This is a genomic window from Chitinophaga alhagiae (assembly GCF_003568665.1).
Lineage (GTDB): Bacteria > Bacteroidota > Bacteroidia > Chitinophagales > Chitinophagaceae > Chitinophaga > Chitinophaga alhagiae.
Genome location: NZ_QXMH01000001.1, coordinates 2223971 through 2238117, shown reverse-complemented (window position 1 = coordinate 2238117; position 14147 = coordinate 2223971). Strand labels below are relative to the sequence as shown.

The following is a 14147-nucleotide window of genomic DNA, read 5'->3' as shown; positions in this document are numbered from 1 at the left end:
AACTGATTCCACTGCGTATGAATAAACTGCAAGCTGCGGATTACATTGTATTCTTCATATACTTCATTGCCGTTGCAGCCTACGGGTATTACGTATACCATAAAAAAAGAAATGCCTCCGCCAGCGCCAGCGAATTTTTCCTGGCAGAAGGCTCTCTTACCTGGTGGGCCATTGGGGCCTCCCTGATAGCTTCCAATATTTCCGCGGAACACTTTATTGGCATGTCCGGTTCCGGCTTTGCACTGGGCCTGGCCATTTCCACCTACGAGTGGATGGCGGCCGCTACACTGATCATTGTGGCGATATTTTTTATCCCGCTCTACCTGAAGAACCGCATCTTCACCATGCCCCAGTTCCTGGCCAAACGGTATAACGACAAGGTAAGCACCGTGATGGCCGTATTCTGGCTGCTGGTATACGTATTCGTGAACCTGACCTCCATCATCTACCTCGGCGCGCTGGCCATTGCTTCCATTTCTACCATTTCATTTGAATGGTGCATTGCCGGCCTGAGCATATTTTCAGTGATCGTAACGCTGGGCGGCATGAAGGTGATAGGCTACACAGACGTGATACAGGTGCTGGTACTGATCATTGGAGGCCTGGTTACCACCTACCTGGCGCTGTCTCTGCTGGCAGACCATTTCGGGTTTGACGGCAACATCCTGAAAGGCTTGTCTGTATTGAGAAAGGAAGCCCCTTCTCATTTCCATATGATATTCGACAAAAGCAACCCTTACTACAAAGACCTGCCGGGCCTTTCCGTATTGATAGGCGGCATGTGGATCAACAACCTGGCCTATTGGGGTTGCAACCAGTACATTACGCAACGGGCTTTGGGCGCCGACCTGAAAACAGCGCGGAAGGGCATCCTGTTTGCCGCATTCCTCAAACTGCTGGTGCCTGTTATTGCGGTGCTGCCGGGCATTGTGATGTTTGTGCTGCACAAGAACGGCCTCTTTGCGCAGGAAATGCGCGATGCCAACGGGGTGCTGAAGCCTGACCATGCCTATCCCACCCTCATGAACCTGCTGCCTCCCGGCCTCAAAGGCGTGGCCTTTGCCGCGCTCACGGCCGCCATTGTAGCCTCCCTGGCAGGTAAGGCCAACAGTATTTCCACCATTTTTTCGCTGGATATCTACAAAAAGTATTTCAATAAAAATGCTACCGAACGCCAGCAGGTGCTCACCGGGCGGTGGGCCGTTGTTATTGCCATGCTGCTGGCGGCCATTGTAACGCCGGCCCTGCGCTCGCTAGACCAGGCTTACCAGTTCATACAGGAATATGTAGGGTTTATTTCTCCCGGGGTGCTGGCCATTTTCCTGATGGGCTTCTTCTGGAAAAGGACCACCGCCGCAGCCGCCATGACGGCAGCATTGCTGACCATCCCTATTTCCACGGTACTTAAATTTTTACCGGCATGGACAAGCGGCGCGTTCCCTGATTTTCCTTTCCTTGACAGGATGAGCATCACCTTTGGCCTGCTCATTCTATTGATGATCATCATCAGCCTCTCCAGGCCCTACAAAGCGCCTGAAAAGCCCATTATAGAAATAGACACTTCCATGTTCCGCACTTCGCCCGGATTTATTGTTGGCTCCGTGATCATTATCGGTATTCTGACGGCCCTGTATACGGTATTCTGGTAACCGGTCATGCTTTCCTGAGCAACGCCCTGATGGTGGCCAGGTGGCTGAAAAGCACCAGCGGTACAATGCAGCCCGGCAGCCATACAAAGGGGAAATACAACACCGCCCTGTTAGGCTGGTCAAATGCCAGCTGTTGAATGGGCGTGGGCGCGGATAGTATGGCATGTATCACCACGTTGAGCAGCAGGCCCAGGCAAACCAGGTTCCAGCCGATCAGCACTCCCTTTGGCAGCCGCGGGCGCATATAACCGTACCAGGCAATGAAAGGCGCTGTGAGCCCGCTTAGGATGTCAAAGTTGCGGCCTTCAAAAGTGATGATGGCCGGTACCAGTTGCCGGCCGTACAGCCAGAACAGGATCAGCTCCACGGGTACCCGCACCACATGCAGCCAGGTAAGCCGCTGGTAGTCAAGCCCGTTCATCCACGCCCGGCCGGCGCCGGTAAGAAAAATAAGGAGAATGCCCAGCACCGGCGGCAGTACCAGCAACAGGAACCTGAGCGGGCGTGTATCCGTTACCGCATAAAAGCCGTTACGTGTCAGAATACCTTGCAGCGCCAGCCACAGCAGCAGGATGTACAATACCGCCGCACTTTGGCCCGCGCGGTAAAAGAAGAACAGCGCCGCAAAGGTGGTAAGCATGAAAGTGAAAGGTATGTAAAAAGGAATATCGAGCATGGCGGTGCATATTTTTGCAGGTTGAAAGTACGGCTTTCGCGTTCTTTTTCCCGCCTTTGGCCACAAAAAACCGCCCGCCTGTTGCATGCCTGTAAAATTGCTGCTAACTTCCCCCTGCTAAAAAATGAACCTAATCCACTTTCCATGATACTACAGTTCTTCAGGCGCAGGCTGCGCCCGGCGCTGCTCTTGTGCGCCACCCTGCTGGCTTTCTCCGCAACGGCCCAGCAGCCATATACCGCCCCGGCCCTGAGCCGGCCAGACTCCTGGTCTATGATACTGGTGCCTGACCCGCAGACTTACAACAAATTCAGCCGCAACCAGCCCCTGTTTGAGCTGATGACGCAATGGGTAGCGGAAAGCATCGACTCCCTGAAGATCAAACTGGTGCTTTGCACCGGCGACCTGGTGGAGCAGAACGAATTTATCAACCCCGATGGCAAGGTGGGCAACCAGCCCAGCAAAAACCAGTGGGAAGCGGTAGCGCGCGCATTCAGCCACCTGGACGGGAAAGTGCCCTACATAGCGGCCACCGGCAACCATGACTATGGCTACAAAAGCGCGGAGATACGCATTACCCGCTACAACGAATACTTTCCGGTAGACAAGAATTTCCTCACGCAAAAAATGCTGCGCGAGGTAACGCTGAACGGGCAAGGCATTCCAACGCTGGAAAACGCGGCTTTCGAATTTACGTCTCCCCACGGCAAAAAAATGCTGGTGCTCAACCTGGAGTTTGCGCCAAGAGATACGGTACTGACCTGGGCTGCCGGTGTGGTGAACCAGCCGAAGTATAAAGATCATTTTGTAATAGTGCTCACCCACTCGTACCTCAACGCCAAAAATGAGCACATTGTCAGGGAAAAATACCTGCTGAAAGACCGCAACTATGGCGCGGCTATTTTTGAAAAGCTGATCAAGCCGTCAAAAAATATCCGGATGGTATTTGGCGGTCACATTGGCGCGCCAGACGATCCCAGGGCCCACATTGCTTTCCGGACAGACCTGAATGCCGCGGGCAAAAAGGTACACCAGATGGTGTTCAACGCCCAGGCGCTGGGCGGCGGCTGGTTCGGGAACGGCGGAGACGGGTGGTTGCGCATACTGGAATTTACCGCCAACAATACCGTAAAGGTGCGGACCTTCTCCCCGCTGTTCGCCATTTCTCCCACCACGCAGCAATTTGCATGGAGAACGGCAGATTATGACCAGTTTGAGATACAGCTTGACTAAAGGGCTGCTTTGCAAGCAATTGATAACACAAAAGGCCGGACATCCGGCCTTTTGTGCATTATTCCCCGCCCGTAAACAATTTGGCCCTACTGTTGTTTAAACTGCAACCAAACCTCAATCTACATGGAAATCAAGTCTTCAACAAAGTACTTCGCCGAAATGGTGGGAACTTTCTCCCTGGTATTGTTTGGCTGCGGAGCCGCAGTGGTGGCCGGCGTTAACGCAAGCGGGCCGGCCGGCCTGGGGCTGCTGGGCATCTCTTTTGCCTTTGGCCTGTCTGTAGTGGCCATGGCATACGCCATAGGCGGCATTACAGGTTGCCACATCAACCCTGCTATTACCGTTGCCATGCTTACTGCCGGCAAGATCAAGGCTAATGAAGCGCTGGGCTATATTGTTGCCCAGTTTATCGGCGCTACCATTGCCGCCGGGGTGCTATACCTGATCCAGTCCGGCCACCCTGACTGGTCACTGGGAGAATATGCACTGGGCGCCAACGGCTGGGGCGAAGGCTATGGCGGGGGCTACAACCTCACTTCCGCTTTCCTGGCTGAAGCAATATTTACCTTCCTGTTCCTCTTTGTTATTTTCGGTACTACCTCCAAATGGGGCAATGGTACCATGGCCGGCCTTGCCATAGGCATTACGCTGGTATTGATCCACATGGTGTGCATTCCCATTACGGGCACCTCCGTAAACCCCGCCCGCAGCTTTGGGCCGGCGCTGTTTGCAGGCGGCAAGGCATTGCAGCAGTTATGGCTGTTCATTGTTGCCCCGCTGGTGGGCGGTATTGCCGCCGCCATTGTGTGGCGCATGCTGGAAAAGAAATAAAGTCAATAAAAAAGGGGCGGGCCAACTTCATGGCCCGCCCCTTTATAGCTTACACCTTTACATTTGCCCCTATTCTCAATCTTGCTTCCCTGGCAGCGGCTACCATGTTCTCCAAAGCCGCCTTTGTCTCCGGCCACTTTCTCGTTTTCAGCCCGCAATCAGGGTTCACCCACAGGTTCCGCACCGGCAGCAGCTCTGCCGCTTTTTGCAGCAGCGCCGTCATTTCCGCAACGGCGGGTACACGCGGGGAGTGAATGTCATACACGCCCGGGCCTATCTCATTGGGATAGCGGAAACCCGCAAAGGCCTGCAGCAGCTCCATCTGCGAGCGAGACGTTTCAATGGTGATCACGTCCGCATCCATATCGGCAATATGGGCTATTATATCATTAAACTCGCTGTAACACATGTGCGTGTGTACCTGCGTTTCGTCTTTCACCCCGCAGGCCGCTACCCTGAAGGCCCTTACGGCCCATTGCAGGTACGCCTCCTGGTCTGGTTTACGAAGGGGCAGCCCTTCCCGGATAGCGGGTTCGTCTATCTGTATAATGCCAATACCCGCCTGTTCCAGCGCCAGCACTTCATCCCTGATGGCCAGCGCTATCTGGTAAGCGGTATCTGAACGGGGCTGGTCATCCCGCACAAAAGACCATTGTAAAATAGTAACCGGGCCGGTGAGCATGGCTTTCATGGGGAGCTTTGTCTGCGCCTGCGCATACTTCGTCCACCGTACGGTCATATCCTCCGGGCGGCTCACATCTCCGTATATTACCGGCGGCTTCACACAGCGGCTGCCATAGCTCTGTACCCAGCCGTTTTGTGTAAAAACAAAGCCGTTCAGCATTTCGCCAAAATACTCCACCATGTCGTTCCGCTCAAACTCGCCATGCACCAGCACGTCCAGCCCTATTTCCTCCTGCCAGCGGATGGCATCCAGCGTTGCTGCTTCAATAGCAGCATCGTACTGTGCGGCCGTGATGGCGCCTTTACGGCGCTGCGCCCGCAGCTGGCGCACTTCATCTGTTTGCGGAAATGAGCCGATGGTGGTAGTAGGCAGCAGCGGCAGTTTCAACCTGGCCGCCTGCACATGCTGCCTTTCCGGGAAGGGGCTGCGGCGGCACGCATCCTGGTCTGTAATGGCGTGCGTGCGCGCCTTTACCACCGGCACATGTACCCTGGCAGAGGCCCGGCGCAAGGCAATGGCCTGCCTGTTTGCTTCCAGCAGGGCGGTATTGCCGGCGCAGATCTCATCCAGCTCAAATACTTCCTGCAATTTCTGCTTTGCAAAAGCCATCCAAGACCGGATGTCCGCATCAAGCGCCGTTTCGAGAGAGAGGTCTGCCGGAGAATGCAGCAGCGAACAGCCCGGCGCAATCATCACCCTGTCCTCTCCCAGTGCCCGCACCGCTTTCCGTATGTGCAACAGGGATTGTTCGTAGTCATTCTTCCAGATATTTCTTCCGTCTACAACCCCTAATGACAGGGATGTTTTAGGCGGCAGCGCCTGCAGTACTGCATCCAGCTGCTGCGCATCCCGGGTAAGATCCAGGTGGAGGCAGCATACCGGCAGGCTTGCGGCAAGCGCCGCATTATCCCGCAGCCCTTCAAAGTACGTGGCCACCATTAGTTTAAGGCCCTTGCATTGCCGCGCAATTTCCGCATAGGCGTGGCGGAAGGCCGCCGCTTCCGCTTCGCTGAGGTCCATGGCCAGGAAAGGCTCATCCAGCTGTACCCATACCGCGCCCGCCTCCTGCAGCTTTTTAAGGGCGGCTATGTATACCGGCAATAACCTTTCCAGCAGGGTGATCCGGTGAAAACCGCCGCCTTTCTCCTTGCCCAGCAACAGGTAAGAAACGGGGCCTATCAATACAGGTTTGGGAATAGTACCCAGGCAATGACGGGCGGCATCAAACGCGTTGAACACTTTGTTGGACAGCAGGCGGAATTGCTGGTTGGCCGTAAATTCAGGTACAATGTAGTGGTAGTTGGTGTCAAACCATTTGGTCATTTCCATGGCGGTAATGTCCAGCCCATGTTGCTGGTAGCCCCTGGCCATGGCAAAGCAGAGGTCTATTTCCGCATTGCCCGGAATGTCTGTGACCACGGGGGCATAGCGGTCCGGCACGGCGCCCAGCAGCAGGCTCATGTCCAGCACATGGTCATAAAAACTGAAATCGTTACAGGGTATGAGGTCCATCCCTGCCTGTTGCTGCAGCAGCCAATGGTCTTCCTGCAGCCGTTTGGCGGTCACAAATAATTCTGTACGGCCAATACGGCCCTGCCAGTACTGTTCACAGGCTTTTTTAAGCTGGCGGTGTGCTCCCATACGCGGGTAGCCAAGGTTGTGTTTAAGCATACGCATCAAACTTTTTAAGTGAAACATTAATGTGCATTAATGTTCCTTACAGTTTCCGGTACGCTTTCAGGAATTGGGTAGAAGATAAGGAATGATGGGCACAGCGGGGCATGCCCTTCCGTTCCCGACTACTGCTTCAAATCGCGAAAGCATTGGTCTTACACAGCGGGGCAAGTATCCTGGCTTGTAACATTACCGCCGTTCTTCTCGTATTGTTCAGGTCAATACAATGAACATGTATGGCAGTAACCGGGAAGTTACTTACAGTTGCGCGACAGCCCGTGATTTGCACACGGTTCCTTATTAAAGACGGCTTTCACCGCCTACCACGCTGTGGAAAGAAAGAAATAAGTAAAGAACTCGGGAGCAAATATAACAAGTTCCGTATAAAACAAGCAGCCGGCCTCAAAGTAGAGACCGGCTGCTTGTTGATGGCATGCTTTTGTTACATCGCCTTAATGTCGTCTATCAGCTTCTGCGCCAGCCCCTGTATTTTAGATGTTTCTTTCAGGGCCAGCTGGTAAGATCGCTCTGCCGCCTTCAATGCTTCCTCTTTATAGCCCATCTCCTGGCAAACCTTTGCAAAGGTGCTCTGGTTGCTGTATTCCTCCGGGTTGATCTCTACCGCGCGTTTGGCCATTTTGTAAGCCTGTTCCAGCACGCGGCGGTTTTTGCCGGCTTCGTACTGGCTTCTGCGGGCAATGAAGCTCAGGCCCATGTCATCGTTCTTCAGCAGGTCTGCCAGACCTTTGTCTGTAACCCGCACAAAACCGTCTATGTTCCCGCTGCCCAGGTAATAGTCTGCTTCCATTTGCAGGGCCCTTTTTTGCAGCTCCCGTTCTCCGCTCTGCTGCCAGGGCGCCAGCCGTGTAAAGAAGGCCAGGGAATCTTTTTTCCGTATAAGACCGTACAACGTGGAAGAGGTCAGCCTGTCCTGCACCTTGCGCACAGCCGCCTCACCGTACAGCTTTGCATAGTCTGCCCGGTGCTGCAGAAAATAGGCGCCCAGCCTGTCTGTTTCGCTCCAGGCAAACTGCTGTATCGTTTTCCAGCCGGTTTCCTTCAACAGGTCCGCATCCGTCATCTGCGCAATCAGCAGGCGGCTTACGGAGTCTGATTTCTGCCGGTTAAACTTGCTTACGGCTATGGCATACTCCAGCATCACTTCGTTGCTCCGGTCCCCGTTCTCGAATTTCTTTTCCAGGGCAAAAAAGGAACGTTTGGGATCAAGCGCTTTATGCGCTTCTTCCATGAACTCGGCCACTTCCATACGGGAGGTAGACTTGTGCACCACTTTGCCCTTCCCGTTCAGGAACAGGTAGGTGGGGTATACCTTTACGCCATAACGCTTTGCCAGCTCCGGCCCTTCGCCCTTTTCCATGTCCATTTTATAGTTCACGAATCGGACATTGTAAAAATTGGCCACGGTGTCGTTCACAAACACATTTTTCTCCATCCATTTGCAGGGAGCGCACCAGGAGGTGTAGCAATCCATAAACACCAGCTTGCCGGTTTTTTCGCTTTCCGCCAGTACCTTTTTAAAAGCACCCTGGCTGTTGAAACGGATACCTTCCTGCGCCCAAGCGTTCGCAAATATGCAAACGCTCAGGATGGCAGAAAGAGAGATGGTTTTCAATGATCGGTTCATACGTTTGGTTTTTTAGTACCCGGGATTTTGTTCCGTAACGCCGTTTGACAAACGCACAGTTTCAATCGGCAACGGCAAAATGTAACGGGTCTCATTCAGTACATTGGGTTTATAGTCAGATACTTTCAGGTCTCCTTCAGTGGCGTAGCGCACCAGGTCATACCAATCTTCTCCGCTTTCAGCGCCCAGTTCCAACATTTTCTCCAGGCGGATGGCTTCCAGCAGGGCCGCCTTGTCTGTGGTAGTTACTTCCGGCATGTCTGCACGTTTGCGGATGGCATTCAGTGCGGCCAGGGCATCATCCGGCAGGTTGAGGCGGGCTTTGGCCTCAGCCAGAATGAGGTACATTTCGTCCAGCCGCAGGAAATATTCGGTGTCTGCGGTGAGCGACTGGCCACCAAAAGTGGAGCCGTTGTACTTGTTATTCCGGAAAGTGCCGTTAGACTGCACGGCTATGGCCGCGGCATACCGCTTATCGGTTTTCATCAGTTCCGCATAGTAATCAGACGGGAGATAATATGCGCGAAGCATAAAAGCCTTGTTGTTACGGTCTTGCTTGTCGTCAAACGGTAACTGGAATATTACTTCTTTGGTGCCGATGATCTTTTTAACGAAGATGTCCGCATAGCTGGCCTCCAGCGCATACTTGCCTGATTTGATCACTGCCTCCGCAGCAGCAGCGGCCTCCGCATACTGGCGGTTATACAAATGCACCTTTGCTTTCAGCGCCAGCGCCGCCTGGCGGGTGGCATAAATAGCCACACGGGTTTTGGATGCAGAATCCGTCATCTGCGGGCCTTTTTCCGCTGCGTAGGCCAGGTCTGCCAGTATATGCGCATATACGGATTTGACATCCGCACGCGGTTCCGCCTTCACTTCTTTCAGCGGCACATCCCGCAGCGCAATACCGTATTTTGAATCCTGCTTGAAAAACTGCCCGTAGCGGCGCAGCAGGTAAAAGTGGCTCAGGGCGCGGATGAAGCGGGCCTCCGATACGATCTCTTCCTTGCGCGGCTCATCAGACTCCAGCTTTTCCGTTTTCTCGATAATGTGAGCCGCATTGTTGAGTATTTTGTAAGACGCGGTGTACAACTGGTCTACATGATAGTCTTCCGCATCCACGTCATTATTGAAATAATTCTGCTCCGAGCTGGCGCTGGGGCCGGGTTTCATGGTAAGGCCCAGCAAAGCGGCATCGCAGCCGAAGTACGTCAGGTACTCCGTTCCTTTCAACTGGCCGTAAGTGCCGTACAGCACGCTCTGAGCTTTTTGTACGCTGGTAATGGCATTTTCTTCAAATATCTTGTTAACAGGCTCCACGTCTGTTACATTCACCAGGTTGCAGGCGCCGCAAGCAACCAACAGCCCCGCCGCGATCCATATGTTATGATATAATGTTCTCATGGTTCAGTTTTAAAAATTCAGGTTAAGGCCCAGGGTAATTGTTCTTGTTTGGGGGTAGATATTGCTGTCAAAACCCTGTGCAAAAGTATTGGCCGCAGCAGTGTTCACTTCCGGGTCAAGCCCTTTGTAACCCGTAAAAGTAAGCAGGTTGGTCACTGAGGCATATGCCTTGATGTTATTGAGATAAGCCCTGCGCAGGAAAGGTTTGCGGAGTACATAGCTGAGCTGGATGTTCTTCAGGCGGAAGAACGAAGCGTTCTCGATAAAATAATCAGATGCGCGCCTGTTGTTATTCGGGTCTCCATATACTACGCGCGGTAATTCCGCTCCCGTATTGTCTGGCCGCCAGGCATTCAGGATGTCCGCTCCATAATTGGAAGTATTGGAATTAAATACCAACAAGCTCTTCCGGCCGCTATTGTCAAGATAGTTGCCCACGCTGAAATTGAAAAACAGCGAAAGCTCCAGATCGCGGTAGCGGAGAATATTGTTCCAGCCGCCGTAGAAGTCAGGTTCCGCCTGGCCCAGGCGTACATAGTCAGATGAGTTGATGGTACCGTCTCCATTCACATCTACAAACTTGAAATCACCGGGAGCGGTACGTGCAGCCTGGTAGAGGCCATTCGGCGCTTTGTTGTTCAGGGCGTCTATCTCAGCCTGGTCCTGGAAAATGCCGGCTACTTTATAGCCTTCAAAATAACCGATGGGCTCGCCTACTTTCATATTCCTGTACTCGCCGCCGTTCAGGCTCGCCACCTTGCTGCGGTAGCGGGTAATATTAAAGTCCGTCAGCCAGGAAAAGTCTTTGCCGGTAACCACATCGCTACCTATCTGCAGCTCCCAGCCTTTATTGGAAAAATCGCCGAGGTTGAAAGCCTGCGTGCTCATACCGCTTTCACGGATCACATCGCGGTTCAGCACCTGGTCTTTCGTGAACTTGGAAAAATAGCCGATGGAACCGCGCAGCTTGTTGCGGAAGAAAATGAAGTCTACCGCTACATCCAGCTGGTATGTAGATTCCCAGCGTGCATCCGGGTTAGGGATGCCTATTGTGTACACGCCATTGTTATTGTTATAGAAGCTGCCGGTCTCAAACATACTGGCATAAGGGAAATCAGCAAAGTTGGCGGACCCCGTTTTACCGTAAGAAGAACGCAGCTTGAGGTCTTGCATCCACTTCACATCCCTCATAAAGTCCTCTTCAGAAATACGCCATGCCAGCGCACCGGAGGGAAACAGCGCCCAGCGGTAGTTGGGGCCGAACTTGGTAGACTCGTCCGCCCTGCCGGTAAATGTTGCATAATACTTGCCGGCCCAATTGTAGTTGGTACGCAGGAAGTAAGACTGCAAGCCGCTATTGGTACCGCCGCTGCCGTATTTCTGGATAGATGCGGCGCCGCCCAGGTGGTTCAGCACATCATCATTCTGGAAACCGGTAGACTCAATGGAACTGAAGCGGCTGCGCAACGTGGTGAAGCTGGCGCCGCCCACAATGTTCAGGTTGTGTTTGCCAAAGCTGTTAAGGTAAGTAAGGGTGTTTTCAAACAGGCGGGAAAAAGAGCTGTTGCTGTTGTCTTTTCTGCTGCCTGTTCTGAAGTTGCGCGCCTCAAAGGGATCGTAACTGGGCGTATAGTTCTCGTTCTCGCCTTTGTTCATGTTGAGGGCAATGCTGCTCCTGAAACGCAGGCCTTTCAGCAGTTCCAGCTCGCCAAAAAAGGTGGTCATCAATTGCTGGCTGGCAATGGAAGAAAGGTAACGCGTGCGAACGTAAGGGTTGGCCGTTACGCTATCCGGCGCGGCGCCGTATTTACCATCTTCCTGGTATACCGGTACATCAGGGCGGTACTGCATGATGCTGTAGAATTGGCTCTGGCTGCTGCCGTTATTGTTGAGCGCACTGAAATTGATGTTGGTACCAATGCGGATCTTGTCAAACAGCGTAGTTTCCAGGTTGGTGCGCAGGTTATACCGTTTAAAGCTGGAGTGCCGTATTACACCCTGCTGGTCTGTGATGCTGCCGGAGAAGGAATACAGGGTATTGCCGTCGTTGGTGCCCCCGTTGATGTTGAGGTACACGTTCTGCGAGCTGCTGGTGCGGGTGGCGGTTTTCACCCAGTCTGTATTGGCGCCGGGGTAAGCAATGTAGCGTTCGGGCAGGGTAGCATTGGCATTTTTATAGGCCTGCTCTACCACGCTGTGATACTGGTCCGCATTCAGCAGGTTGTATGTTTTGGTGAAATCGTCAAACGCAACGTTATAGCCCGCGGTAATATTGGGTTTAGGCCCGGCCTTGCCGCGCTTGGTAGTGATGATCACTACACCGTTGGCGGCGCGGGAACCGTAAATAGCGGCAGAAGAGGCATCTTTCAGGATGTCTATTCTTTCAATGTCTTCCGGGTTAAGGGAAGAAAGCGGGGAAATCTTGCTTGAAAAATCGGAGATGTACCGCTCGTTACCGTAGCCATCTCCCAGTTCTACCGGAATACCATCAATCACGTACAGCGGTTCATTGGTACCAAACGCAGAGGTACCGCCCCTGATGCGGATGGAAGCTACGGCTCCCGGCGCGCCGGAAGATTTCACCACCTGCACGCCTGGCGCACGGCCTACCATGGCTACATCAAAATTGGAGGCATTCAGCTTGTTCATTTCTTCCGGGTTGATGGAAGACACGGAGCCGGTGAGGTCTTTCTGCTTCACCGTACCATACCCTACTACCACTACGCCTGAAAGCGTTTTGGTATCTTCTTCCAGCGCTACATTCATTTCCGTTCCGGTGATCACTACTTCTTTCGTTGTCATGCCAATGGCAGAAAAAACCAGCGTGTGGCGGTCTGCTGGTACGGCCAGGCTAAAGGTGCCGTCTGTGCCGGTGCTAACACCCTTGAAGGTGCCTTTTACCAGTATGGACACACCCGGTATAGGCGTCTTTTCCTTACTGCTGGTTACCACGCCCTTAATGAGCTGGTCTGGCGCTTTGGGCTTCTGCTCCTGCAGTTTGGCGAAAATGGCTATCCCCTCCGGCATGGTACGGTAGGCCAGGTTGGTGTTCCTGAACAGGTCATCCAGAATACCGGTGATGGTGGTTTCGTTAAAACTTAGTGTGTTAATGGAATACTTCTTCACCTCATTCTCGTTGTACGAGAGGTTGATGTTGCTTTTCACCTGCAGTTTTTTAAGGCAGGAAGCAATTGTTTCGTAACTGAAGGCAATGGTCACGCGCTTGTCCAGGTAATCCTGTGCGCGCACCTCCATGTTGAAGCCTGCCACCAGCAGGCAGGCCATGATCCATAGTTTCACCGGCATACGGCGGAGCTTTAGGTTGGTTGATTCAGATGCTTTCATCAGCGGGATGTGTTGATTTTGATTTTGGAAAAAAAGAGGGCATGCTTAGCATCCGCTGCCCTGCAGTGTGATTTCTTTGTCTTTTATACGGTACTGCACTTTGTTGATCAGCTTCAGCAGCTCCAGCACTTTGGTAACGGGCTCTTGTTCGGAAAAACGGAGACTGTTCACACAGTTCTTAAGCCCTTTATTGGCAAATATGACCTTGTAACCGTAGATTTGCTCCAGGCGGATGGCCAGCTCTTCCAGGCTGATGTTGGTCAGGTAAAACTCCCCTTTGCGCCAGCTGTCTGTTTGCTGCCCGTTGGCGGCCTGTTTTATGAAGTTGCCAGCGCCGCTGTACACAATTTCTTCATTGGCCTGGAGCGTTACATTGCAGGCGGCGGAATCGAGCACCTGCACCTTGCCGCCGGTCACCGTGATCTTTTCTTTCTCTAGCTGGCTGTAGGCGGCTACATTGAAGGACGTACCCAATACTTTAATGGACAGGCGGCTGGTGAATACGGTAAAAGGATGCTGTGCGTCCGGCACCACGTCAAAAAAGGCCTCCCCTTCTGTAAGGCGGCACTGGCGGTTCTCTTCAAAATTGCTGCTGTAGGTAAGCCTGGCGCCGCCGTTCAGCCAGATGGAAGAGCCGTCAGGCATGGTCACCTTCATTCTTTTGTGCGGGGGGCAGTCTACCACCGTCCAGCTTTCGGCGGTGGCGGTTACCGGGGCCGGCCGGCGCAATAGGGCGGCGGCGCCCAGCAGCAGTATGCAGGCAGCGGCGGCAGACAGCGGCCAGCGCAGGCGGCGCAGCAGCGGCCTGGGCCGTATCTCTTTTTCAAGGTGCTCCCAGCTTTCCAGCTGCAACATGGCGGCAGCAGGCACCTCTTCCGCCGGCAGGGCGTCAAGGCTCTGGTACCACGCGTCCACTACGGCTGTTTCTTCCGGCGTGAGCGGCTGTTCCTGCTGCTTTTTAAGCAGGTATTGAATATATTTTTCGTTGAGCATATACAAGGCTAT

9 protein-coding genes and 1 riboswitch are annotated in these 14147 nt (G+C 53.4%); of the genes, 3 read left to right on the top strand and 6 right to left on the bottom strand.

What is annotated here, in order from left to right; all coding sequences use genetic code 11:
• The first annotated feature begins 17 nt into the window (after positions 1–17).
• Positions 18–1649, top strand: coding sequence for a sodium:solute symporter family transporter (locus tag D3A97_RS09095; protein WP_119078047.1), 1632 nt, complete (start codon positions 18–20; stop codon positions 1647–1649).
• 4 nt (positions 1650–1653) lie between these two features.
• Here the strand turns inward: D3A97_RS09095 and D3A97_RS09090 are convergent, their stop codons facing one another.
• Positions 1654–2325: a hypothetical protein gene (locus D3A97_RS09090; protein WP_119078046.1), complete on the bottom strand. Its 672-nt coding sequence runs from the start codon at positions 2323–2325 to the stop codon at positions 1654–1656.
• A 144-nt stretch (positions 2326–2469) separates the two neighbouring features.
• Between D3A97_RS09090 and D3A97_RS09085 the strand changes: the two genes are divergently transcribed.
• Together D3A97_RS09085 and aqpZ are read left to right on the top strand one after the other, a co-directional pair.
• Positions 2470–3558 carry a metallophosphoesterase gene (locus tag D3A97_RS09085; protein ID WP_119078499.1) on the top strand — a complete coding sequence of 363 codons (1089 nt, stop codon included), beginning with the start codon at positions 2470–2472 and terminating at the stop codon, positions 3556–3558.
• A 123-nt stretch (positions 3559–3681) separates the two neighbouring features.
• Positions 3682–4389, top strand: coding sequence for an aquaporin Z (gene aqpZ, locus D3A97_RS09080; protein ID WP_119078045.1), 708 nt, complete (start codon positions 3682–3684; stop codon positions 4387–4389).
• Positions 4390–4438: 49 nt separating this feature from the next.
• Here the strand turns inward: aqpZ and metE are convergent, their stop codons facing one another.
• From metE to D3A97_RS09055, 5 genes are all read right to left on the bottom strand, one after another.
• On the bottom strand, positions 4439–6745 hold the full coding sequence (gene metE / locus D3A97_RS09075) for a 5-methyltetrahydropteroyltriglutamate--homocysteine S-methyltransferase (protein ID WP_119078044.1): 2307 nt from the start codon (positions 6743–6745) through the stop codon (positions 4439–4441).
• 152 nt (positions 6746–6897) lie between these two features.
• Positions 6898–7091: riboswitch (cobalamin riboswitch) on the bottom strand.
• A 99-nt stretch (positions 7092–7190) separates the two neighbouring features.
• Positions 7191–8393, bottom strand: coding sequence for a thioredoxin family protein (locus tag D3A97_RS09070; RefSeq protein WP_119078043.1), 1203 nt, complete (start codon positions 8391–8393; stop codon positions 7191–7193).
• A 12-nt stretch (positions 8394–8405) separates the two neighbouring features.
• Positions 8406–9797: a RagB/SusD family nutrient uptake outer membrane protein gene (locus tag D3A97_RS09065; protein WP_119078042.1), complete on the bottom strand. Its 1392-nt coding sequence runs from the start codon at positions 9795–9797 to the stop codon at positions 8406–8408.
• A 9-nt stretch (positions 9798–9806) separates the two neighbouring features.
• Positions 9807–13103: a TonB-dependent receptor gene (locus tag D3A97_RS09060; RefSeq protein ID WP_157986439.1), complete on the bottom strand. Its 3297-nt coding sequence runs from the start codon at positions 13101–13103 to the stop codon at positions 9807–9809.
• Positions 13104–13187: 84 nt separating this feature from the next.
• Positions 13188–14135 carry a FecR family protein gene (locus D3A97_RS09055; protein ID WP_119078040.1) on the bottom strand — a complete coding sequence of 316 codons (948 nt, stop codon included), beginning with the start codon at positions 14133–14135 and terminating at the stop codon, positions 13188–13190.
• Between the last annotated feature and the right edge of the window lie 12 nt (positions 14136–14147).